Origin of the sequence: Inhella sp., assembly GCF_027532025.1 — a bacterium.
GTDB lineage: Bacteria > Pseudomonadota > Gammaproteobacteria > Burkholderiales > Burkholderiaceae_C > Inhella.
In genome coordinates this window covers 14,090-36,604 of record NZ_JAPZSY010000091.1, presented here as the reverse complement: position 1 = coordinate 36,604, position 22,515 = coordinate 14,090, and the positions used below count along the sequence as shown (strand labels likewise).

The window sequence follows — 22,515 nt, the reverse complement described above, 5'->3', positions numbered from 1 at the left end:
TCACTCCCGGTGCGCGAAAGCCCCCAGGCTGACGGGCTGGCCTTCGGGCGCCGGTCGCGCCTTCTTTTCGCGGCTCAGGTAGCTGTAGAGCACCGGCACCACGATCAGGGTCAGCAGGGTCGAGGTGATGACCCCGCCGATGATGGCCCGGCCCATCGGCGCCTGGATTTCGCCGCCGTCGTTCAGCGCCAAGGCCAGGGGCAGCATGCCGAAGACCATGGCCGCCGTGGTCATCACGATGGGGCGCATGCGGGTCACGCCGGCCTCGATCAGCGCCTCGGCCACCGCCATGCCGCCCTTGCGCATCTGGTTGGCGCGGTCCACCAGCAAGATGGCGTTCTTGGTCACCAGGCCCATCAGCATCACCAGGCCGATCATGGAGAACACGTTCAGCGTGCTGCCCCAGGCCAGCAGGGCCACCATCACGCCGATCAGCGCCAGCGGCAGGCTGGCCATGATGGCGATGGGCTGCAGGAAGCTGCCGAACTGGCTGGCCAGCACGATGTAGATGAAGATCGCCGCCAGGGCCATGGCGCTCAGCAGGCCGGCGAAGGCCTCGGCTTGCTCCTTGCTCTGGCCGCCCACGTCGAAGCTGATGCCCGGGGGAAGTTGCGTCTCCTGGATGAGCTTGTCCACCTCGGCACTGACCTCGCCCAGCGAACGCCCGTCCACACCGGCGATGACGGCCTCGCGGCGCATCAGGTTCTGGCGGCGGATCACCTCGGGGTTGAACACCGGCTCGATGGTGGCCACCTGGTCCAGCGCGATGGGCGAGCCGTCCTTGGCGTAGGCCACGGGCAGCTTGGCCATTTGGTCGATGCGCTCGCGCTGGTCCTTGGGCAGGCGCAGGCTCACCTCCACCTGGGCGCCATCGGGGGCCGTCCAATACGTGGCGGCGTCGCCGTTCACGAAGGTGCGCAGCGCGGCGGCCAGTTGCGGCGGGTTCAAGCCCAACTCACGGGCGGCCGATTCCTTCACCCGCACAGCAAAAGCCGGCAGACCTGGCTTGCTGGTGGTCTCCACGTCCACGGCGCCCTTGATCTTGCGCAGCTTGGCGGCGAACTCGTCGGCGATCTTGGCCAGCTGCTCGCTGTCGTTGCCCAGCAGGGCCACGTAGATGGGCTTGCCCCAGCCGACCGACAGCTCCACGCCGGCCACCTGCTCGATGGCCTCTCTGGCCTTGGCCTCGAACTCCTTCTGGCTGAGCTTGCGCTCGTTCTTGGGCTTGAGGGCGATGCTCATGCTGGCCGCGGCACGGCTGGTGCTGAAGCCCTCGCCATTGCCGCCCACCGTGGTTTGCACGGTCTTCACCTCCGGCATGGCCAGCAGCAGTTGCTCGACCTGCAGCGCCTTCTCGTTGGTGCGGGCGAGGCTGGAGCCGGCAGGCATGCGCAGGTTCATCTGCGTGAAGCCTTGGTCGGTTTCGGGCACGAACTCGCTGCCCACCAGCGGACTCAAACCGATGGCGACGACGAAGCTCAGGCCCCCCGCCGCCATCACCAAGCCGCGTGGCGTGAGCGTCATCAGGCGCCAACGGCGCGCCTGGGTCTTGTCACGGCGGTTGTCGGGCCCGAAGGGGTGGGCGTAGATGGGCAGGGGCAAAGCCAGCACGCGGTAACGGCGCGGGCTGAAGGCCCATCGGATGGTGCGCTCGTAGCCCCGGGTCAGCGCGGCCATGGCGCGGTCGCTGCCGTCCAAGAGCTTGCCCAGCACGGGGCCAATGACGCGCCAGCGGCGCATGGGGGCGGCGCCCGGGTCCTGCCACACCGCCGACAGCATCGGGTCCAGCGTGAACGACACGAACAGGCTCACCAGAACGGCCACCGCCACGGTGATGCCGAAGGGGTAGAAAAACTTTCCGACCACCCCGCCCATGAAGGCCACGGGCACGAACACGGCGCAGATGGCGAAGGTGGTGGCCAGCACGGCCAGGCCGATCTCTTGCGTGCCGTCAAAGGCGGCTTGCCGGTGGCTCTTGCCCATGGCCACGTGCCGCACGATGTTCTCGCGCACCACGATGGCGTCGTCGATCAGCAGGCCAATGACCAGGCTCAACGCCATCATGGTCATGAAGTTCAGCGTGAAGCCGAAGGCGTACACGGCGATGAAGCTGGCGATCACCGCGATGGGCAGCGTCAGCCCCGTGATGACCGTGCTGCGCCAGCTGTGCAAGAAGAGGAACACGATGGCGATGGTGAGCAGCGCACCCTCGATCAGCGTGTTTCTGAGGCCGTCCAGCGAGCCCTTGACGAAATCGCTGCTGACCCAGATGTCGCGCAGCTCCACGTCGCTGGGCAGCTGCTTGCGCAGCTCGGCCAGGGCCTCCTTGACACCCTCGCCCGTCTTCACCACGTTGGCGTCTTGCTGCTTGAAGACGTTGAAGCCGATGGCCTCTTGGCCGTTGATGCGGCTCAGGGTGTCGGCCTCTCGCTCGCGCTCGGTCAGCGCGCCCACGTCGCTCAGCAGCACCGGCAGGCCGTTGCGGCGGGCCACCACCACGTTGGCAAAGGCGCGCGGGTCTTTGATGCGGCCTTCCACGCGCAGCGTGCTTTCGCTGTGCGCGTCGCTCAGCAGGCCCACGGGCTGGTCGGCGTTGGCCTCGCGCAGGGCGGCGGCCACTTCCGATGGCGTCAGGCCGAAAGCGCGCAGGCGCAGCGGGTCGAGGTCGATGCGCACCTCGCGGCCGGTTTGGCCCCACAGGTTCACCACGGCCACGCCGCCCACGCGTTGCAGGCGCTTGACCAGCACCTGCTCGGCCAGAAGGCTCAGCTCGCGGCTGCTGCGCTGCGGGCTGATGAGGGCGCCCACCAGCACGGGCTGGTTGCCCTCTTGGTAGCGGGCCACGTTGGGCGCTTTCACGTCCTTGGGGAAGCCCGCTTGCACCAGGGTCAGGCGGTCGCGCACGTCTTGCATCGCCCGGTCCATGTTGGTGTCGAGCGAAAACTCCACGTTCAGCTGCATGCGGCCTTCAAAGCTGCGACTGGCGATGCGCTTGACCCCGGCGATGGTGTTGAACACCTCCTCCATGGGCTTGGCGACCTCGCGCTCTACGGCCTCGGGCGAGGCACCGGGGTAGCGGACGTCGATCCAGGCGCCCGGAAGGCTGACCTCGGGCATTTCTTCCACGCCCAGGCGCTGGTAGGCGAACAGGCCCAGCACGCACAGGGCCACCATGACCATGGTGGCGAAGACGGGGTTGTTGATGGAAACGCGGGTCATCCACATGGCTCAGCCCCCCGCCTGGGGCGTGGCGGCGGCCGCTTGGGCCGCGGGCTTGGTGTCCACCGTGGCCTTGGCGCCTTCGCGCAGGTTGTCGTAACGACCGGCCAGCACCTGAGCCTCGGGCGTCAAGCCCTTGAGCACCTCCACACGGCCGCGTTGGGCATCGCGACGGCCGGTGGTGACGAGGCGGCGTTTGAGCTCGCCTTGCTCAATGAGCCACACCTGCTGCTGGCCGTCACTGCCGACCAGGGCGGACACGGGCACCGTCAGGCGAGGTTCGGGGTCGTCCAAGGTGACGGTGGCCAAAGCGTACTGGCCGGCGCGCAGGGCCTCACCGGGGTTGGGCAGGCTGAGCGTGACACCGATGGAGCGCGTGCCCGGCTCAGCCGCCGGGCTGATGCGGGCGATACGCGCCGTCACCGGCTCGGCCACACCTTCGATGCGCACCTGCGCCGCCATGCCGGGCTTCAGGCGCGCCACCTCGTGCGTGCCCACCAAGCCGGCCAACTCCAACTGGCTCAAGTCCACCACCGTGACGACCGGCTGTTCGGCTTGGAGCTTTTCGCCCGGCACCGCATGGCGTTTGGCCACCCAGCCGCTGATGGGCGCGGTCAGGCTGGCTTGTCGCAGGGCCACCTGCATGGTTTGCAGCTGCGCCTGGGCGGCGGCCAGTTGGGCGCGCTGGGTGTCCAGCGCGGCGCGGCTGGAGTCCAGCGCCGTGGGGGCGATGAAGTTCTGGCGCGCCAAGCTCTCGTTGGCCGCGTGCGTGCGCTCCGCCTGCACGGCTTGGGCGCGCACGGCTTCAACGCCGGCTGCGCGTTCGGCCACTCGCTGTCGCAGGTCCTCCAGGTCCAGGCTGCCGATGGCCTGCCCAGCGCGCACGCGGGTGCCCTCCGGGGCATTCAGCGCCAACAAGGTGCCACCGCCCTTGGCGCGCACCGTGGCGGTGTTGGGGGCCACCAGCGGCCCCGAGAACTCAATGCGCGCGGCCAGTTTGGCCAGCTGCGGCTGCACCACCTCGCTGGGGTTGAAGCGCAAGGCCTTGTCGGCCAGTTTTTTCTCGTCCTGGGTCGCGTCGCCTTGCCCTCGGGCCAGCACGGCGGTGGCGACCGCGGCCAGCGCGATGGCGCCTAAGCCCGCGCCCCAGGCCCAACGACGTTGACGAACGGTGGTGGTGTTGAGCAGCCCCATGCCCGGCTCCGGTGATGAAAAACAACCGGCATGGTGGCGAGGGGCGCGACGAAGTGCATGCGGGGCGCGACGAACTGCACCCCGCGCTGGACAGGCTACCGATGCCCGGGGACAGGCGGTGTGTCGATGCGCACATCGCCGCACTGGGCGCGGTGTTGCAAGGCGGCGTCCATCAGCACCAAGGCCAGCATGGCCTCGGCGATGGGTGTGGCCCGGATGCCAACACAGGGGTCGTGCCGGCCGTGGGTCACCACCGTGGTGGGCTGGCCCGCGCGGTCGATGCTGGCCTTTTCCAAACGGATGGAGCTGGTGGGCTTGATGGCGATGTGCACCACCAGGTCCTGCCCGGTGCTCAAACCGCCCAGCACGCCGCCGCCGTGGTTGCTGGCAAACCCTTCGGGGTGCAGCTCGTCGCCGTGCTCGCTGCCAGTTTGCGCCACCACGCCGAAGCCGTCGCCGATCTCCACGCCCTTCACGGCGTTGATGCCCATCATGGCGTAGGCGATCTGGGCGTCCAGCTTGTCGAACAGCGGCGCGCCCCAGCCCGGCGGCAGGCCGCTGGCCTCCACGCGCAACTTGGCGCCCACCGAGTCGCCGCTCTTGCGCAGCGCGTCCATCTGAGCCTCCAGAGCATCGATGCCCTGGGCCGTGGCGGCGAAGAAGGGGTTGTGGTGGACTTGGCTCCAATCGTCGGTGGCGATGGGCGTGGCGCCCAGCGCCGTCATGCAGCCGCGCACCCGAATGCCATGGTGCTCGGCCAGCCACTTCTTGGCCACGGCGCCGGCGGCCACCATGGGGGCGGTGAGGCGCGCGCTGCTGCGCCCACCGCCGCGCGGGTCGCGCAGGCCGTACTTCCGCCAGTAGGGGTAGTCGGCGTGGCCGGGGCGGAAGGTGTCCAGCAGGTTGCCGTAGTCCTTGCTGCGCTGGTCCACGTTGCGAATGAGCAGCGCGATCGGTGTGCCGGTGGTCACGCCTTCGTAGACGCCGGACAAGATCTCGACCGCATCGGGCTCTTGGCGCTGAGTGACGTGACGGCTGGTACCGGGGCGGCGGCGGTCCAGGTCGCCCTGGATGTCGGCCTCGCTCAGGGGCAGGCCCGGGGGGCAGCCGTCGATGACGCAGCCGATGGCCGGGCCGTGGCTCTCGCCGAAATTGGTAACGGCAAACCAGTTGCCAAAGGTGCTGCCCGCCATGAAAATTCCTGAACCCGAATCGGGCCCGCATTCTAGGAATGCCACCCTCGCCGCCCCGAGAATGCCGCCCATCGCCCTCACAGAGGCACCCAGGGAGCCCCAACATGCCTTTTGTCGGAATCGGCCTGCACCTCGCGCTGGCCCTTTGTTGTGCGGTGCACGCCGTGCGCAGCGGCCAGCAGACGTACTGGCTGTTCATCCTCTTCAGCTTCCCGCTCTTGGGCTCGGTCGTTTACCTGCTGACGATCTACCTGCCGCACAGCCGGTTGCACCGCCAGGCCAACCGCACCCTGCGCGCGGTGGGGCGTGTGCTCGACCCTGGCCGAGAGTTGCGTGAAGCCCGTGCCGCGCTGGAAGACACGCCCACAGCGCAAAACCAAATGCGGCTGGCCGCCGCGCTCCTGGGCGCAGACCAACTCGAGGAGGCCGCGGCCACCTACGAGCAGTGCCTGCAAGGGCCCTTCGCCAACGACGCCGACGTGCGCTGGGGTGCTGCCCAGGTGCAGTTGCAGCGCGGCCGTGCCGACCTGTGCCTGACGCACTTGGCGGTGATCGCCGACCGCCAACCCGACTTCCGCGCCGAGGCCGTGGCCCTGCTGCGCGCCCGTGCCCTGGCCCAGCAGGGCCGGCACGACGAGGCCGGCACGCTGTTCAGCGCCACCGTCGCGCGCTTCGGCAGCTTCGAAGCCAAGGCCGAACGCCTGCTTTGGGCCTGGTCCCAGCACCAGCCCCAGGCCGACACCTGGCGCGCCGAGCTGGAGCAACAGCAGCGCAAGTGGAACGCGCACACGCGCGAGCTCAACGCGCCCCTGCTGGCGCGGCTGCGCGAGGCGCAGCCCAAAGCCTGAACGGTCCATCAACAACAAGGCCCCTCGCGAGGGGCCTTGTTGTTGGGACCTCTGGCCGTCAACCCGACTTGGCGTCGCCTTCTTCCTCAACAGGCCAATCGCGGATGTAGGCCTTGAGCATCTTGTTCTCGAAGTCTTGCGCGTCGACCACGGCCTTGGCCACGTCGTAGAACGAGATCACGCCCATCAGGGTCTTGCCGTTCAGCGCTGGCATGTAGCGCGCATGGCGGCCGAGCATCATGCGGCGCACCTCGTCGATCTCGGTGTCGGGCGTGCAGGTCAGCGGGTGGTCGTCCATGACGGAGCGAACCTGTCGATCACCGATCTGACCGCCGTTGGCCACGACGGCGTTGATGACTTCGCGGAAGGTGAGCATGCCCACCACGTCGCCCAGCTCGATGACCACCAGCGAGCCGATGTCCAGCTTCGACATGGAGGCCACGGCTTCAGCCAGCGGGGTTTCCGGGGTCACGGTGAACAGGGTGTTGCCCTTGACCTTGAGGATGTCGGCGACTTTCATCGATGTCTCCCAGGAAAGCGAGGGTCAGAAGAAGGGGGTCCCAAACCGTAGCACAACGGCGGCCTCCCCCTGCCCTGGGACTCACCCGCGATCACGGCTGCCATCGACCACCCAACGCCCGCAACAGCTGCACCCGGTTGAGCTGTGCCAGCTGCTGCAGGCTGACGCGAGCGAGTTGGGCGTTGCTGAGTTGGCGTTGCGCGTCCAAGAGCTCCAACTGGCTGGAAGCACCCAGCCGGTAGCTGACCTCGGCCAGAGCCAAGCTGCGCTCGGCCGCAGCCACCTGGCCCTGAGCGGCGTCCAGGCGTTCGGACAGGCTGTCGCGCACGGCCAAAGCGTCGGCCACCTCGCGGAAGGCCGCCTGCAGTGTGGCGTCGTAAGACGCGATGGCCTGCTGGCGCGTGGCCCTCGCGACCTCGACCTGCGCGGCGCGAGCGCCGGCGTCGAACAGCGGGATGTCGATCTGCGGCGCCACGCTCCAAAAGCCAGTGCCTGACTTGAACAGGTCGTCCAAGGCGGCACTGCGCGTGCCCAAGCTGCCCGTCAGCGACAGGCGCGGGAAGCGCGCGGCTCGGGCCGCGCCCACGTCATAGGCGGTGGCTTGCAGTTGCTGTTCGGCGGCTTTCACGTCGGGGCGCTGAAGCAACACGGTGGCTGGCAGTCCGGCGGGCAGCGCCGGCACGGCGCTGAGGTCGAGCACCAGGGCATCGGCCGACGGCAAGCAGTCGTCCGGCAGAGGCTGCCCGGCCAACAACTCCAGGGCCAGGCGCGCTTGGGTGACCGCCACGCGGCTGCGGGCGGCTTCGCCTCGGGCCGCCTCGAAGGCGGTTTGCGCACGGGCGCGAACCAGGCCCGAGACAGCGCCCAGCGCGTGCTGTTTGTCCACCAAGGCCAACGTTTTCTGTTGGCTGTCGCGCAGCGCATCGGCCAGGCCCTGGCGCTGCTGCTCGGCCGCCAGGGTCAGCCAGGCGTTGCTCACCTCGGCCACCAGGGACAGTTGGGCCGCCCGCTGCGTCCAGCGCTGGGCCTCGAAGCGCGCCCGGGCGGCGCCCTGCAGGCTGCCCAATCGGTCGAACAGGTCGATTTCGTAGCGGGCCAAGCCCAGGGTGCCGCTGGTCGTCGTGCTGGCAATACCGGCGTTGCGCTGGCGGCTGGCGTTCACCGCGCCGTCGACCGTGGGCCACAGCGCGGCGTCGGCTACGCCGGCCTGCGCCCGTGCGCGTTCCACCAGCGCGGCGCTGGCGCGCAAGCTGCGGTTCTGGGCCAGGGCCACGGCCACCGTCTTTTGGAGCCGAGCGTCGGTGAAGAAGCCGTCCCATGCCGTCGCTTGTACCGGGGGGCCAGCGTCCACCTTGGCGGCCGTGTTGTCGACTTGGAATTGATCGCGCAGCACGGCGGTGTCGGCGTCTCGGGCGGGCACCAAACTGCCGCAGGCGCCCAGCAGCGAGGCGGTGGCCAGCAGGGTCAAGTGGGTTTTCATGTCCGGCCCTCCGCGCTGGTTGCCGCGGGCGGCGTCAGTCGGCTGAAGCGACGCTTGACCCACAGGTAGAACAAGGGCACGAAGAAGATGCCCAAGGCGGTCGCACTGGCCATGCCGCCCAGCACCCCAAAACCGATGGCCTTTTGCGAGCCCGAGCCCGCGCCGCTGCTGTAGGCCAGCGGCAGCACCCCCATCATGAAAGCGAGCGAGGTCATCAAGATCGGGCGCAAGCGCTGGCGGCTGGCCTTGAGCGTCGCCTCCAGCAGGCCCAGGCCTTGGGCCATCAGGGTCTCGGCGAATTCGACGATCAGGATGGCGTTCTTGGCCGACAGCCCCACGGTGGTCAGCAGGCCCACCTGGAAGAACACATCGTTGCTCTGACCGCCCAGGTGGCTGGCGGCCAGAGCACCGAAGATGCCCAGTGGCACCACCAGCATGACGCTGAAGGGCACGGACCAGCTCTCGTACAGCGCCGCCAAGCACAGGAAGATGAACAGCACCGAGATGGCGTACAGCAGCGGCGCTTGGTCGCCGCTCAGCCGCTCCTGGTAGCTGCGGCCCGACCATTCGTAGCCGATGCCCGGGGGCATCTCGCGCAGCACCTCTTCCATCGCTTTCATGGCTGCGCCGGAACTCACGCCAGGCGGCACGTCGGACTGGATCTCGAAGGCAGAGCTGCCGTTGTAGCGCACCAGTTGCCGCGGGCCACTCGTCCAGCGGCTGGTGGCGAAGGCCGCGAAAGACACCATCTGCCCGCTGGCGTTGCGCACGTACCAATGGCGGATGGCTTCGGGGTCGGCGCGGTAGGCGGCCTCGCCCTGCACCAGCACGCGCTTGACGCGGCCGCGGTCGATGAAGTCGTTCACGTAGGCACCGCCCAGCGCGATGGACAAGGTGTCGTTGATGACCGCCGGCGACACCCCCAGGACGCCCGCCTGTTGGTCGTCGATCAACACCTGCAGCTGCGGCGTGTCAGCCAGGCTGTTGGTGCGGGTGCGACTCAGCTCGGGGTGCTTGTTGGCCAGCTCGATGAGCCGATCGCGGGCCTGCGCCAGTTGCTCTTGGCCCAGTCCGCCCAGGTCTTGCAGGAACAGCTGGATGCCGGCGCTGCCGCCCAAACTCCTAACGGTGGGCGGCATGACCACGAAGACATTGGCGTCGCGGATGCGTCGGCCCAGGTCACGCGTGAAGCGCTCGGCCAAGGCGGCTGCGGACTGCTCGTGGCGTTGGCGCTCCTTCCAGTCGCGCAGCCGGATGAAGCCCTGCCCCGAGCCTTGGTCGCCACCCGCACCGCGCACCACGTTGTAGAACAGGATGTCGTTCTGCTCGGCGAAGTAGGCCTCCATCTCCTGCATCACGCCTTCCAACCGCTCGTTGGTGGCGCCCGGCGCCATGCGCACTTGGATCTGCAGCCCGCCCTGGTCCTCGTCGGGCAAGAAGGAGGTGGGCAGGCTGGTGTACATCCAGGCCATGCCAGCGATCACTGCCAGGTACACGCCGAAGCTGCGCACCCCCCGGGCCGTCAGCCAACGCACCTGGCCCACGTAGCGCTGCGTGAAGCGCTCGAACCCGCGATTGAAGCCGCCAAAGAACCAGTCCAGTTGCTTGCCGATCGGGCCGCCATGCGCTGCGTGTTGACCCTGGTGGATCGGGCGCAGCAGCGTGGAGCACAGCGCCGGCGACAGGGTCATGGCCACCAGCACCGACAACACCATGGCGCTGACCACGGTGATGCTGAACTGCCGATAAATGATGCCCGTGGAGCCGCCGAAGAAGGCCATGGGAATGAACACCGCCGACAACACCACAGCGATGCCCACCAGCGCGCCGGTGATCTCTTTCATGCTCTGGCGCGTGGCGTCTTTGGGCGACAGGCCTTCCTCGCGCATCAGGCGTTCGACGTTTTCGACCACCACGATGGCGTCGTCCACCAACAAGCCGATGGCGAGCACCAGCCCGAACATGGTGAGCGAGTTGATCGAATACCCCGCCACCGCCAGCACGCCGAAGGTGCCCATCAACACCACGGGCACGGCAATGGCCGGAATCAGGGTGGCCCGCAGGTTTTGCATGAAGAGGTACATGATGGCCACCACCAGCACGATGGCCTCGATCAGCGTTTGCACCACGCCCTGGATGGACACGCGGATGAAGGGCGTGCTGTCGAAGGTGGCCGTGGCCTTGTAGCCGGGTGGGAAGAAAGGCTCCAGCTCTTTCAGCTTGGCCTTCACGGCATCGCCCGTGGCGAGGGCGTTGGCGCCGCTGGCCGGGAAGATGGCCATGCCGGCCGCTGTGCTCCCGCTGGAGCGCACATTGGTTGTGTAACTGTCGCGGCCCAATTCCACCCGCGCCACATCGCCCAGGCGCAGGGACGAACCATCGGGCTGAACGCGCAAGATGACTTGGCGGAATTCCTCGGCCGTGGTGAGTTTGGAGCGCGCCGTCACGATGGCGGTCAGCCGCTGCCCTTCCGGCGCGGGCAGCGCACCGATCTGCCCGGCCGACACCTCGGTGTTCTGTTGCAGCAAGGCGGTGCGGATGTCGGCCGGAACCAAGTTATAGCGCTGCAGCTTCAGGGGGTCGAGCCAGATGCGCATGGCGTAGCCCGAACCGAACACGATCACATCGCCCACCCCTTCCACGCGGCTGACGATGTCCAACAGCGTCGAGTTGAGGTAGTCGCCCAAGTCACCGGACGTCACCTCGGGATCGTCGCTGGTGAGCATGACAACCATCAGGGGTTCGGTGCCCGACTTGGTCACCCGCACACCCTGCGCCTGCACGGCCTGCGGCAGCCGGCTGATGACCGACTGCACCTTGTTTTGCACCTGCACCTGCGCGGTGTCGGGGTTGGTGCCGGCCACGAAGGTCAGCGTGGTGCTGGCGCTGCCGGTGGCGCTGCTGCTGCTTTCGATGGAAAGCAGCCCGTCGATGCCCTTCAGGCTCTGTTCGATGATCTGCGTCACCGAATCCTCGATGGCTTTGGCGGATGCCCCGGGGTAGTTGGTGTTGATCGACACGCGCGTGGGGGCGATGTCGGGGTAGCGCTCCAGCGCCAGCTTGTGCACCGCACCTGCGCCCGCCAGCACGATGACGATGGCGATGACCCAGGCAAAGATGGGTCGGTCGATGAAGAACGACGCCATCTCAGCCGCCCTTGGCGCCTGCGGCCACGGCCGACGCACCCGCCGGACCCGGCGCTTTGGCTCCCCCACCCTTCTCGGTCTTGCCGCCCTGCCCTGGCGCTGGCGGTTTGGAGCCGGCCGGCACCGGGGTCACCGGCTGGTTCGGGCGGGCGCGTTGCAGGCCCTCCACGATGAGTCGGTCGCCCACGGCCAAGCCCTCGGTCACCAGCCATTGGTTGCCCACGGCACGCGCCAGCTTCAAGCGGCGGCGCTCGGCCTTGTTGCCCTCACCCACGACCAAAGCGGTGGCGTCGCCGGTGGCCGATCGGCTCACGCCCTGTTGCGGCACCAAGATCACGTCGGGGTCCACACCCGCCACCACACGGGCGGTCACCACCATGCCGGGCAGCAAATCGCCCTTGGGGTTGGGCACGGTGGCACGCAGGGTCACGGCGCCGGTGCCCCGGTCCACGCCCACGCTGCTGACCTTGAGCGTGCCACGCTGCGGGTAGACGCTGCCGTCTTCCAGCACCAATTCCACCGAGCTGGAGCCGCCCCGACCGGCCAATTGCCGGCGCAAAGCCAACATCTCGGCGCTGCTTTGCACGATGTCGATCTGCATCGGGTCCAGTTGCTGCACGGTTGTCAGCGCTTGGGTTTGGTTGGCCGTCACCAAGGCGCCGGCCGTGACCGAGGAGATGTCCACGCGACCCGCGATGGGGGCCACGATGCGCGAGCGTGCCCATTGCACCTGCGCGGCTTCCAGGGTGGCGCGCGCCACAGCGACCTCTGCTTGCGCCTGCTGAGCCGCTGCGGCGCTGTCATCGGCCTGCTGGTGGCTGAGGGCATCGGCCTTCAGCAACTCGGCGTCGCGCGTGGCCTTGGTTTGGGCCACGGCCCGCTGCGCCTCCGCCCGCTGCAAGGCAGCTGCGGCGCGTGCACGCTCGGCCTCGAAGCTGGCGGCGTCCAGCTGGTAAAGCGGCTGCCCCGCCTTCACCAACGCCCCCTCCTCGAAAAGCCGGCGCTGGATCAGCCCGGTTACCTGGGGACGGATCTCGGCCGTCTGGCTGGCGGTGAGCCGCCCGGGCAAGGCCAGCGTCAGGGGCGCCTCGCCCCGTGTCACCGTCACCACGCCCACCTCGGGTGGGCTGCCGCCCGGCTTGCCTGCGCCATCGGGCGAGGACTTTTGGCAGGCCGCCAGCAGGCAGGTCGACAACAACAACGGGGCCCAGAGCCGGGACGACGGGGAGTGGATGGCGCGCATGCGGCGGCATGGTGCCTCAAGAACGCAGGCACTGACGTTAGTGATGGTCCGCCGGGGTACGCGCCTGGAAGAGGCTCAGCTGCCGCCGATGAAAAACTTGATCACGCCCTTGGCCACGAAGCCCAGGAGGCCAAAGCCCAACACCAGCAGCAGCACGAAGGTGCCAAAGCGGCCGGCCTTCGATTCCCGCGCCAGCTGCACGATGATGAACAGCATGTAAAGCATGAAGGCGCCGACCCCAAAGGTGAGGCCGAACTGCGCGATCTGCTCCTCGGTGAATCCGCCCATGCTCAAGTCCGCTGCGGCACAGCGCTGGCGTCGACCAAGTCCTGGTAGGCGTGCCAACTGGCGTGGGCCAGGATGGGCAGCAGCACGGGCAGGCCCAGCAAGGCGGGGGCCATGGCCAAGGCGGTCAAGCCCATCAGGCACGCCGCCCAGAGGGCCATCAGCACGGGCAGGTCCACCACGCACCGCCAACTCACCAACACGGCCGCCCAAAGCCCGATGCGACGGTCCAGCAGCAGTGGGATGGTGAGCACGCTGGAGGCAAAAACCGGGGCGGCCAACACCGCGCCCAGCAGCAGCCAGGCCTCGAACAGCCAGCCGTCCTGCGCCAGCACCACCAGGCGCACGAAGTCCATCGGGCTGTTGACCGGGGCCGGCGCCCAGGCCGTGATCAGGGCTGCCGAGGTCAGCACCCAGCCCGTGCCAGCCAGCCCGAGCAGCAGCCCGAAGGCCATCAAGTTGGGATGGTTGGGGCGCCAGCTCTCCACGACCAAGCGCCAACCCACGCTCCGACCTTGTTGCAACGCCCGGCTGACGGCGTACAAGGCCGTGGCGACGATGGGCGCCACCAATAGAAAGCCCGTGAACGCCCCCGCCAGCAGCCAAAAACGGTCGGCCGCCCCCTGCAGAAGGACGAAGCCAAACAGCCAAGCCAGGGCGCCGTGCAGCAAACCCGGGCCCGGGCAATGGCGAAAGTCTTGCCAGCCCGCACGCAGCCAGACCCCGGGACGCGACAGGGGTTGGACCCGCAGCCGCACGGCTCCCGCTTGCTCGGCGGCGGTTTTCATGGAAGCAGCCATGCGCTCATTGTGGCGGGCCAGGCTGCTGGGGGCGCTTCACAAGCGGTAGCGGGCTTCGATTCGCGCTTGCGTGCCATCGCGCTGCAATTGCACCAGGGCTCGCCCCACCTGCTGAACCACCTTGGCGTCGACGCGAGCCTTGGCAAAGGCCAGGTAGTTGGGGCTGTCGCTGGTGTACTCGTAGGGCTGACGCTGGACGCGCGCGTCCAAGCCGCGCTGCCGAATCTCCCAGGCGCCGGCGATGGCGGTCACCAGCATCACGTCGGTGCGTTCGGCCATCAACATGGCCACCAGGGAGCCGATGTCGCGGCCAGGCACCATGACGGAACCGGGCTGTCGCAACAAAACGGGCGGGTAGTGGAAGCCCTCGATCACCCCGATCCGCCGCCCGGCCAAATCGCTCAGCGCGTGGATCTCCAACGGCGCGCCGCTGCGACCGTACAACCGGTAGTTGGCGCCCAGCCGGTAGGCCGGGCTCCAGTGCAAGTAGTCCGAGCGGTCCTCGCGGCGGCTGATGGTGGTGGTGAAGTCGCCCTGCCCATGCCGCAGCAGGAGCAGCACCCGCCGCCAAGGCACGAGCTCGACGCGCATGCCGTACCCCGCGCGACGCAGCGCCTCCCGGGCCAACTCCACGTCCATGCCTTCGCCCAAAGGGTGGTCCGGCGGGTTCACGAACGGCGGGTACACCGTGTTCAACATGGTCAGGGTGCGCGCCGCTTCGCCCACCCTGGGCTGCGCCGCCACCGGCACAGCCGCACCCGCCATGCCCACCAGGGCGACCCGGCGGGACAGTGGCATGAGGCGAGGCGGCGTGCAGGGCATTGCTGTCAGCGTAGCCCAGTTGGGGACCTTGGGGGAGACGTCGCGGCCGACTCAGTCCGGAAAGGCCAAAGCAATCCATACGGGAGCGTACAAAAGGGTGCCGTCGGCGCTCACCGGCGTGGCGGCATCGGCCACCGGCGCGCCGTGGTAAGCCGGCGAGGCGTTGCCGACCACCGGCGCCGGCGGCAGGCGCGTCAGCAGTTGCTGGCTGCCACCCCAAGGCGCCGGTAGCCCATCCACGCGGGTGGGCGCTCCCGGCAGGCCCAGCGCCGACCACAGTCGGGTGGCGGTGTTCACGGGCACGAGCGGGTCGTCCTCGTGGATGAAGCCCCACTGGCGGGCGCTGGGCGTGGCCATGGCCCCGCGCAGCACCCAAGCGGCGGGGCGGTCGTTGCGCGAATCCCAGTCGGCGGGCGAGGCAAAGTACACCGCCCGTTGCACCAGGAACTGCTGCGCCAACCAAGCCGCATGCCCGCCGCCCTGCGAGTGGCCGGCCACGGTGATGCGGCTCCAATCCAAGGCCCCACCGGGCAGCAAGAAGCCCCCCCATCCCTCACCGGGCGCCTGTGTGTTCAGCCATCGCAGCAGTTGGGTGAGCCGGTTCAGCAGCGACTCCGTGGGCGTGACGGTCACCAGCGGGCTGCTGTCCACCCCGTTGATGACCTCGTTGCGCACCTTGCCGTGGCAATCGGCGTCCAGGCTGTTCAGACACAGCACCCCCACGGCATCGGCATTGGGGTAGTTCAGGCCGATGGCGTGATAGCCCCGGTCGGCACCGACGCGCAAGATGGCGCGGTACAGCGCGGGTGTGGCACCGGTGCCCGGCAAGAAGACCAGCAGGCGCCCCTTGGCGGTCGTGCCGGGGCTGGGCGCTCGCACGCGGTGCGGCTCCAAGGCGGTGCGAATGCCGGCATCCGTGAGGCTGGGCAGCACCTCTCGCTCCACCGAGGGCGTGGGCGCTGGCGCCGGCACCGGCGTGGGGGCCGGCGCTGTGGCTGGCGTGCCGCCGCCTCCGCCGCCGCATGCGGTCAGCCAGGCCAGCAACCACGTGCCGATGAAGGAGCGAAGGACGAGGCGCATGACGAGGAGCGACGGTTGAGCAACGAGATGCAGTGTGCGCGGCCTCGCGCGGGCGGTGCGTGTCAGCCGCGTGAACTTGTGCAAAGACCAACGCTTCTTCCGTTGCGTGCATGAATGAAAAAAGGCCGCCCGAAGGCGGCCTGAAACGTTGCAAACAACGGAGAGCGATCAGCCGTGCTTGGCGTCGAAGAACTGCTCGTCTTCGGTCGAGCCCTTCAAGGCGGCCGTCGAGGCGTTGGCCTCGATGGTGGTGGTGATGGCGTCAAAGTAACCCGTGCCCACTTCGCGCTGGTGCTTCACGGCCGTGAAGCCACGCTCGGCGGCGGCGAACTCGGCCTCTTGCAGCTCCACGAAGGCGCTCATCTGGTTGCGGGCGTAGCCGTAGGCCAGGTTGAACATCGAGTAGTTCAGGCTGTGGAAGCCGGCCAAGGTGATGAACTGGAACTTGTAGCCCATGGCGCCCAGCTCGCGCTGGAACTTGGCGATGGTGGCGTCGTCCAGGTTCTTCTTCCAGTTGAACGAGGGCGAGCAGTTGTAGGCCAGCAGCTTGCCGGGGAACTTGGCGTGGATCGCGTCGGCGAAGGCCTTGGCGAAGGCCAGGTCGGGCTTGCCCGTCTCGCACCAGATCAGGTCGGCGTACGGGGCGTAGGCCAGGCCGCGGCTGATGGCTTGGTCCAGGCCGTTCTTCGTGCGGTAGAAGCCTTCGACGGTGCGCTCGCCCGTGCAGAAGGGCTTGTCGTTGTCGTCGATGTCGCTGGTCACCAGGTCGCCGGCTTCGGCGTCGGTGCGCGCCACCAACAAGGTGGGCACGCCCATCACGTCAGCGGCCAAACGGGCAGCCACCAACTTGGCCACGGCCTCGCGGGTGGGCACCAGCACCTTGCCGCCCATGTGGCCGCACTTCTTGGCGCTGGCCAGTTGGTCTTCGAAGTGCACGCCGGCGGCGCCGGCTTCGATCATGGCCTTCATCAGTTCGAAGGCGTTCAGCACCCCACCGAAACCGGCTTCCGCATCGGCCACGATGGGGGCGAAGAAGTCGATGTCGTCCTTGCCTTCGCTCCACTGGATCTGGTCGGCGCGCGCGAAGGTGGCGTTGATCTTCTTGACGACCTTGGGCACCGAATCCACCGAGTACAGGGATTGGTCGGGGTACATCTCGCCGTTGCTGTTGGCGTCGCCAGCCACTTGCCAGCCGGACAGGTAGATGGCCTTCAGGCCGGCCTTGACCTGCTGCATGGCTTGGTTGCCGGTCAGGGCGCCCAGGGCGTTGACGAAGGGCTCGCTGTTCACGAGGCCCCACAGCTTTTCAGCGCCGCGCTTGGCCAGGGTGTGGTCGATCTGCACCGAGCCGCGCAGGCGCACCACGTCGGCGGCGGTGTAGCCGCGCTTGATGCCGGCCCAGCGGGGGTTTTCGGCCCAGTCCTTTTCGAGGGCGGCGGCTTGTTGTTCGCGGGTGGTTTTGCTCATGTCAACACTCCTGGAGGTCAAGAAGAAGAAAGCGGGAACGGGCTCAAGCCTAGGTCTGGATGCTTTCGTCGTGTTGACGGGTGGAGTGCCCTCCCTAGAAAGCCTTGCCCAATAAAATCAATGGCTTGCGTGAGCCATTCCACATCGTGAACAACTTCTTTTCATCTCAAGAAATTCAACCGAGAGGTCGGTGCCCGCCATGCCGTCATGCGAAATGACAATTTCGCATGATGAAAATCACAAGCCGCCCACGAAGTAGCGCTTCAAGCCGGCCAAGATCATTTCCACCGCGATGGCCGTCAGCACCAGCCCCATCAGCTTTTCCAGTGCCGACACCACCGAATCCCCCACCCAGCGGCGGATGCGCTCGGCGCTGAGCAGCAGCACCCCGCTGACCACCATGGCCACCGCCAAAGCGCCGATCCATTCGCCAATCCGCTCCGGCTGCCGGGACGCCAACAAGAGCACGGTGGCCATGGCAGAGGGACCAGCCAAAAGCGGCACGGCCAGCGGAAAGATGAAGGGCTCGCGACCTGGCGCTGTGCCGTACACAGACTCGCCGTGGCTGGAAAAGATCATGCGGATGGCCACCATCAGCAAGATGACCCCGCCCGCCACTTCCAACGAGCGTTCCGACAAGTGCATCACCCGCAGGAACGATTCCCCGAAGAACATGAAGGCCATCAGCACGCAAAAGGCGAGGCCGACCTCGCGCAGCGCCACGCGCACCCGCCTGGGTTTTGGGACGTCCCGCATGATGGGGATGAAGATCGGCAAGCTGCCCAAGGGGTCCAACACCAAGAGCAGCAAGATGAGGGCGGAAAGGAAGGTGTGGTCCATGGCCCCCACGTTACGCTGCGCACCACGCACCGCCACTCGGGTAAGCCTTGACCATCCTCACCACCGCTCGCTTGCGCCTCGAGCCTTTCGACGACGCGCACCTTGACGGCCTTCACGCCATGGGCCGGCTGCCGGAGGTGATGCAGTACATCACCGGACGGCCGGAAACCCGCGAAGAAACCCAGGCGGCCATCGAGCGCGTGAAAGCGCGCTGGGCGGAATGGGGCTACAGCTGGTGGGCGTTCATCGACCCGCTCCGAAACCGCGTCGCGGGCGCAGGCTGCATCCAACACCTGGGCCGAGAAACCCACCATCCCTTGGAAATCGGTTGGCGGCTGCACCCCGACTACTGGGGCCAGGGCTTGGCCTCGGAAGCCGCCGTGGCGATGGCCACCTTCGCGTTCGACCGTTTGGCCGCCCCCGTGCTGCTGGCCGTTCGCCACCCCGCCAACGAAGCCTCGGCCAAGGTGATGGAACGCCTGGGCATGCGCTACCGGGGGATGGAGGCTTGGTACGACACCCAGGTGGCCGTGCACGAGCTGACGGCCGCCGAATGGGCGGTGCGGCACCCGGCCTCCGGGTGAGCAGGCTTGCTACCATCCGAAACAAACGTGCACGCAGGGGATTGAAAGCATGGAACACAGCAAGCTGGACGCCATCGATTGCAAGATTCTGGAAGTCCTGCAGCGCGATGGGCGCATCTCCAATGTGGACTTGGCGGCCGATGTTCACCTCAGCGCGCCGCAGTGCTTCCGGCGGGTTCGAGCGCTGGAAGAGCGCGGGATCGTGCGCGGCTACCGGGCCCTGGTGAGCGGGCCGTCCTTGGGCTTGGCCGTGACGGCCTTCGTCAGCGTGAACATCGAAGGCGGTGCCTTCGAGCGGGTTCGCGACATCGAGCGCCAACTCCGGGACTTCCCCGAGGTTCTGGAAATCCACACCGTCAGCGGCGACAGCGACTACCTGCTGAAGGTGGTGGCCACCGACCTGCGCCACCTGGGCCAATTGCTGACCGACCGGCTCATGCAAATCAAAGGCATCGCCGACGTGCGTTCGATGGTGTGCCTGGAGGAGGTGAAGGCACCCTCCCCCCTGCCTGTGACTCAGGCCTGAGCGGGGTACGGGCTCAGCAGCAGGGCCTGCCCCTGCCCGGGCAGTCCTTGCCACGCGCGGGCGCTGGACAACCCACCATGCTCAAGGCGCCGCAGTCGCCCCAATCGGCTGCGACAGATGGGTGCGGCGGGGTCACTCGGGTCGAGGATCAAGCGGAGCTCCAGCGCCAGGGGCACACCGTCTGAGGCCTCCAGCACGGGCAAGGCGCGGTGCAAAGCTTGGACGATCCACGTGCCGGGCGCCGCGCGGCGGGCCCGATCACGCAGGGTCGTGCGGTCCGGGCTCAAGGCCACGGCCTCGCCTCCAAACCCCAAGCATGGCTTCAGCACCAGGGCCTCTGGGGGCAGGCCCAGGCTCTCCCAGTCGGTTGCGTCGGCGGCCTCCACCCGCTGCGTCGGGTCTTGGGCGTGCCAAGCAGGCATCAGGCCTTTGTGCACCCGCTCGAACAAGGCCGGTGCGCTGTGCCAGTGCACCCCCTCTTGCCGCTGCACAGCGGCCCAGTGGTCGCTGTCGCGGCCCGGGTAGTGGTTGGGCACGAGGCGGTTGAGCAGGGCCGCCACGGGCTGGCCCGAGGCGCGGCAGCGCAGGCCTTCAGGGCCCGGCTGCAACTCGTCGGGCTCGATCAGGGCCCAACCGTGGCGCTGGGCCAAGGCCACGAAGTCCCAGCGCGTGCGCTGGGCTTGCGGCTGGTGCTCCAGCACGCGAACTTGATCGGCCGGGTGGCCGCCCGACACCCAGGTCCGCCAGGCCTGCGCCCAGGCGCCGGCCGACAAGCCCGTGCCGTGGGGGTCCAGCGCCGCCGTCTCGGGCCACTGGTGCACGGCCAACTCGTGCAGCCAATCCATCGTGGCGCCGACGGAGGTGAAGGCCTGGAACTCGACCCAGCGCAGGTCCCAGCCTTCGGCATCGCCCGGGTCGAGCACGAGGGCCAGGTCGGCGCTGATCACATCCATCGGGGGGTCATCCGGCCGCTGCCACAGGCCGCGCTGGGCGTGCAGCCAGGCCGTCAGGGCCTGCGCTCGCTCGTTCAGGCGCTGCACCAAGCGGGGCTGCATGAGCAGGGGCGTGGCGCCCAATTGCTCGGCCGGCGCGCGTTCCCCCAAGCCAGCCTGCCAAGCTTGGCGCCACGCTTGGGTGCCGTGCCGCGCCCACTCGAAGGTTACGGGGGCGAACAGCGAGCGGCCCCAGGGGCCGGGCCTCATGCGGGCTCCCACGCCGTGTTGGTTTGCTGCACCAAGGCCTTCAAGAGGCCCTCGAAGCCGCCGCTGGCGTGCTGCGCCCTCTGCCACGCTGCGCCATCGGCTTCGGCGGCTGGCTTCAGCCGATCGGGCCACCGCGGCCCCAGGCCCAGCGCCCGTGCGGCCGGGGCGAGGGCTTCGGCTTCGTCAGCCAGCCAGTGCGACAAGGGGTGCTCGACATCCTGGCGCCAGTCCACCAATTTGGCCCGGGCGCCGTGCCGTCTGGCTCGCCAATGGTTTTCTTGCAGCAAGGGCGTGGGCGTGGGATGGGGCACCTGGGCCTGGGGCCGTTCGTGCGCCACCGTCCACGCCCAGCAGGCCCCCCAGGCTGCCAGGAGCCAAACCCGCTGGCAGTCGCCCAGGGCATCGGCCACGCGCAGCTCGACCGTGGGCAGCCGATGGTGCAGGCGCAGGTCGTACCAAGGGGCCCCTTCGGGCGACAGGCAGCCGGTTCGGCGCAAGCGCGCCACATGGTGCTCCCAGGCGCTGGCGTCGGGCCAGGGCTCGGGCACGCCCATGCGGGGGTAGCGGCCCAGCCAACTGGCGCGAAAGCTGGCCAAGCCGGTGTCGCGCCCTTCGCTGAAAGGGGCGTTGGCGCTGATGGCTTGCACCAGGGGCAAGCGCTCTCGCAGCACGAGGAACAAGCGGCTGCGGGCGTCGTCCGAGGGCAGACCGAGGTGCAGGTGCAGGCCGAAGGTGCACGCGCCGCGTGCCACATCGCCAAAGGCATCCAGCAACTGGGCGTAGTGGGGGTCGCCCTCGTGCAGGGCTTGATCCCAATGCGGGGCGGTGGGATGGAGTCCGGCGGCGCCCACCCATTGCCCTTGTGCATTGGCCGCCTCGCGCGCCCAGGCGCGTTGCTGCGTGACGTCGCGCAGCAAGGCGTCGGGATGGCGGGTCACACTGGTGCGCAGCTCCAGCGCCGCGCGATGGATCTCGCGACCCAGCCGCTCGCGTCGCTCAGGCCACCGTGCCCAGGTTTGCTCGATGTCGTGGGGCACCAGAGCCAAGGTGCCTGGGTCCAGCACCATCAGTTCTTCTTCCAACCCGAGTCGAACGTCCTCCATGCTCATGAGCCCCGCGGGTGATGCTGGGCCACCACGGATTTGAGTCGTTCGCGGGCCACGTGGGTGTAGATCTGGGTGGTGCTCAGGTCGGCGTGGCCCAGCAGCAATTGCACGGTGCGCAAGTCAGCGCCATGGTTGAGCAAGTGGGTGGCGAACGCATGTCGAAGCGTGTGCGGCGACAAACTGCCCAAGATGCCCGCCTGCACGGCGTAACGCTTGATCAAGCGCCAGAACATCTGCCGGCTCATGGCCGCACCTTGGACGGTGACAAAGAGCGCGTGGCTGCTGCGCCCCGCCAGCAAAGTCGCGCGAGCCTCGGCCACGTAGCGCTGCACCGCCGCCACCGCCGCCTGCCCCATGGGGACCAATCGCTCCTTGCCGCCCTTGCCGCTCACGCGCACGACGCCATCGCGCAGGTTCACGCCGACGCTGGGCAGGTCGACCAACTCACTCACGCGCAGTCCGCTGGCGTACATCAACTCCAACATGGCGCGGTCGCGCAAACCCTGGGGTGTGTCCTCGCCGGGTGCCGTCAGCAGGGCATCGACCTGGGCTTCGCCCAGGGTCTTGGGCACGCGCAACGGTTGCTTGGCGGCGCCCAGGCGCAGCGTGGGGTCGGCCGGGATGCGGGACTCCCGCAGGGCCCACCGGTAGTAGCGCTTGAAGCTGCTCAAACGGCGGTTGGCGCTGCTGGCGCGACTGCCGGCGTGGCGTGCACTGGCGTAGGCCAGCAGGTCGGACTCCTGCGCGGCGTCCAGGCTCGATCCCTGTTGGTGCAACCACAGCGCCAAGGCGTGCAGGTCCCGGGCATAGGCGGCGCGGGTGTTGTCGCTCAAACCTTCCTCCAACCACAGGGCGCGCACGAACAACGCGATGCCTGACGGCGGGACGAATTCGGGCGGGGTGGGACGGTCGCGCATGCAGGGTCAATTGAGTGGGGCGCGCATCCTAGTGCGGTGTGAA

19 protein-coding genes are annotated in these 22,515 nt (G+C 68.4%); 3 read left to right on the top strand and 16 right to left on the bottom strand.

Annotated features, from left to right (window positions below):
* From O9335_RS12065 to aroC, 3 genes are all read right to left on the bottom strand, one after another.
* Positions 1–3,219 carry an efflux RND transporter permease subunit gene (locus O9335_RS12065; RefSeq protein WP_298388392.1) on the bottom strand — a complete coding sequence of 1,073 codons (3,219 nt, stop codon included), beginning with the start codon at positions 3,217–3,219 and terminating at the stop codon, positions 1–3.
* Positions 3,220–3,228: 9 nt separating this feature from the next.
* Positions 3,229–4,413, bottom strand: coding sequence for an efflux RND transporter periplasmic adaptor subunit (locus O9335_RS12060; protein ID WP_298388390.1), 1,185 nt, complete (start codon positions 4,411–4,413; stop codon positions 3,229–3,231).
* Positions 4,414–4,508: 95 nt separating this feature from the next.
* Positions 4,509–5,606, bottom strand: coding sequence for a chorismate synthase (aroC, locus tag O9335_RS12055; protein WP_298388387.1), 1,098 nt, complete (start codon positions 5,604–5,606; stop codon positions 4,509–4,511).
* Positions 5,607–5,710: 104 nt separating this feature from the next.
* On the opposite strand from aroC, the gene O9335_RS12050 reads away from it, so the two are divergent.
* Positions 5,711–6,454: a hypothetical protein gene (locus tag O9335_RS12050; RefSeq protein WP_298388385.1), complete on the top strand. Its 744-nt coding sequence runs from the start codon at positions 5,711–5,713 to the stop codon at positions 6,452–6,454.
* A 58-nt stretch (positions 6,455–6,512) separates the two neighbouring features.
* Here O9335_RS12050 and O9335_RS12045 read toward each other — a convergent pair whose 3' ends face one another.
* The 10 genes from O9335_RS12045 to O9335_RS12000 form a co-directional block, all read right to left on the bottom strand.
* Positions 6,513–6,974, bottom strand: coding sequence for a CBS domain-containing protein (locus tag O9335_RS12045; protein WP_298388383.1), 462 nt, complete (start codon positions 6,972–6,974; stop codon positions 6,513–6,515).
* A gap of 91 nt (positions 6,975–7,065) precedes the next feature.
* Entirely contained in the window at positions 7,066–8,454 is a 1,389-nt protein-coding gene (locus tag O9335_RS12040; RefSeq protein WP_298388381.1) for an efflux transporter outer membrane subunit, read from the bottom strand.
* Positions 8,451–11,600 (bottom strand): efflux RND transporter permease subunit, encoded by a 3,150-nt coding sequence (locus O9335_RS12035; RefSeq protein WP_298388379.1) that lies wholly within the window; start codon positions 11,598–11,600, stop codon positions 8,451–8,453. The genes O9335_RS12040 and O9335_RS12035 overlap by 4 nt, the downstream gene beginning before the upstream one ends.
* Position 11,601: 1 nt before the next feature.
* Positions 11,602–12,843, bottom strand: a complete 1,242-nt coding sequence (locus tag O9335_RS12030; protein ID WP_298388377.1) for an efflux RND transporter periplasmic adaptor subunit — start codon at positions 12,841–12,843, stop codon at positions 11,602–11,604.
* Between the two features lie 75 nt (positions 12,844–12,918).
* Positions 12,919–13,131, bottom strand: a complete 213-nt coding sequence (locus tag O9335_RS12025; RefSeq protein WP_298388375.1) for a DUF2788 domain-containing protein — start codon at positions 13,129–13,131, stop codon at positions 12,919–12,921.
* A 2-nt stretch (positions 13,132–13,133) separates the two neighbouring features.
* Positions 13,134–13,916: a DUF2189 domain-containing protein gene (locus O9335_RS12020; RefSeq protein ID WP_298388373.1), complete on the bottom strand. Its 783-nt coding sequence runs from the start codon at positions 13,914–13,916 to the stop codon at positions 13,134–13,136.
* A gap of 48 nt (positions 13,917–13,964) precedes the next feature.
* Positions 13,965–14,726, bottom strand: a complete 762-nt coding sequence (locus O9335_RS12015; protein WP_298388371.1) for an ABC transporter substrate-binding protein — start codon at positions 14,724–14,726, stop codon at positions 13,965–13,967.
* Positions 14,727–14,801: 75 nt separating this feature from the next.
* Entirely contained in the window at positions 14,802–15,830 is a 1,029-nt protein-coding gene (locus O9335_RS12010) for a hypothetical protein (protein WP_298388369.1), read from the bottom strand.
* A gap of 168 nt (positions 15,831–15,998) precedes the next feature.
* Positions 15,999–17,297: an isocitrate lyase gene (aceA, locus tag O9335_RS12005; RefSeq protein WP_298388366.1), complete on the bottom strand. Its 1,299-nt coding sequence runs from the start codon at positions 17,295–17,297 to the stop codon at positions 15,999–16,001.
* Between the two features lie 237 nt (positions 17,298–17,534).
* On the bottom strand, positions 17,535–18,137 hold the full coding sequence (locus O9335_RS12000; protein ID WP_298388364.1) for a MarC family protein: 603 nt from the start codon (positions 18,135–18,137) through the stop codon (positions 17,535–17,537).
* 47 nt (positions 18,138–18,184) lie between these two features.
* On the opposite strand from O9335_RS12000, the gene O9335_RS11995 reads away from it, so the two are divergent.
* The gene (locus O9335_RS11995; RefSeq protein WP_298388362.1) at positions 18,185–18,721 is read left to right on the top strand and encodes a GNAT family N-acetyltransferase; all 537 of its coding nucleotides are present in this window, start codon (positions 18,185–18,187) and stop codon (positions 18,719–18,721) included.
* A 49-nt stretch (positions 18,722–18,770) separates the two neighbouring features.
* Positions 18,771–19,247, top strand: coding sequence for an Lrp/AsnC family transcriptional regulator (locus O9335_RS11990; RefSeq protein ID WP_298388360.1), 477 nt, complete (start codon positions 18,771–18,773; stop codon positions 19,245–19,247).
* On the opposite strand, the gene O9335_RS11985 is transcribed toward O9335_RS11990, so the two are convergent.
* From O9335_RS11985 to xerD, 3 genes are read right to left on the bottom strand one after another with little or no spacing between them, the layout of a single operon-like run.
* On the bottom strand, positions 19,238–20,449 hold the full coding sequence (locus O9335_RS11985) for a hypothetical protein (protein ID WP_298388358.1): 1,212 nt from the start codon (positions 20,447–20,449) through the stop codon (positions 19,238–19,240). The genes O9335_RS11990 and O9335_RS11985 overlap by 10 nt on opposite strands.
* Entirely contained in the window at positions 20,446–21,552 is a 1,107-nt protein-coding gene (locus O9335_RS11980) for a YbdK family carboxylate-amine ligase (RefSeq protein WP_298388356.1), read from the bottom strand. The genes O9335_RS11985 and O9335_RS11980 overlap by 4 nt, the downstream gene beginning before the upstream one ends.
* Positions 21,553–21,554: 2 nt before the next feature.
* Positions 21,555–22,472: a site-specific tyrosine recombinase XerD gene (xerD, locus tag O9335_RS11975; protein WP_298388354.1), complete on the bottom strand. Its 918-nt coding sequence runs from the start codon at positions 22,470–22,472 to the stop codon at positions 21,555–21,557.
* Positions 22,473–22,515: the final 43 nt, after the last annotated feature.